Origin of the sequence: Pseudomonas tremae, assembly GCF_001401155.1 — a bacterium.
Lineage (GTDB): Bacteria > Pseudomonadota > Gammaproteobacteria > Pseudomonadales > Pseudomonadaceae > Aquipseudomonas > Aquipseudomonas tremae.
Genome location: NZ_LJRO01000202.1, coordinates 1 through 564 on the forward strand (window position 1 = coordinate 1; position 564 = coordinate 564).

At 60.6% G+C, this 564-nt stretch carries 1 protein-coding gene; it reads right to left on the bottom strand.

Annotated elements, in window-relative coordinates:
• Positions 1–564, bottom strand: a 564-nt coding sequence (locus ALO43_RS30720; protein WP_235812531.1) for a hypothetical protein, incomplete at both ends; no start/stop codon positions are given.

The window sequence follows — 564 nt, forward strand, 5'->3', positions numbered from 1 at the left end:
CCCCAGCCGGAACCGACCCCCTGACAGCGCCACTTGCGGTGTGCTGCTCACGCCTGCACGGAATTTTGCGGCGTCTTTGCGATTGTTTGGTTGGGATTTGAAAGCCGGAACCGTGATTGCCAAGGCCGGGACGTTCTCCTCCTCCCAGTCGTCGATATCGTCGCACTCTGGCGGCGAAGGCACGAGTCTGAAGGCGTCTTGCGCGGGCGCCTGCACTTCTCGCTGATCAGTCAGTGGGGCGCCCTGAAGCTGCAGCGCATAGCTGTGCTTGTAAAGATCATGGAATTGCTCCTTGAGCCTGAAGGTGTCAGGCGTGTGGAACTGGATCTCCCAGAGCGCGCCTTCGGGACTGCGCATCGTAACATTGACCGCTTTGAAGGCCGGCTGGTGCTTGGCAAACAGGTTGTTCAGCTTGACGCGCACATGGCCCTGATCGTCCAGCGAGGCCAGCACACCGCGCAAGCCTGCGGTGAAATCCGGCGGTTCCAGTACCACGCTGTACCGCAGCGCGTCGTTCACGCCGGCCACGGCATCTTCCAGGGTCTTGTTTTTCAAAGCCATCTG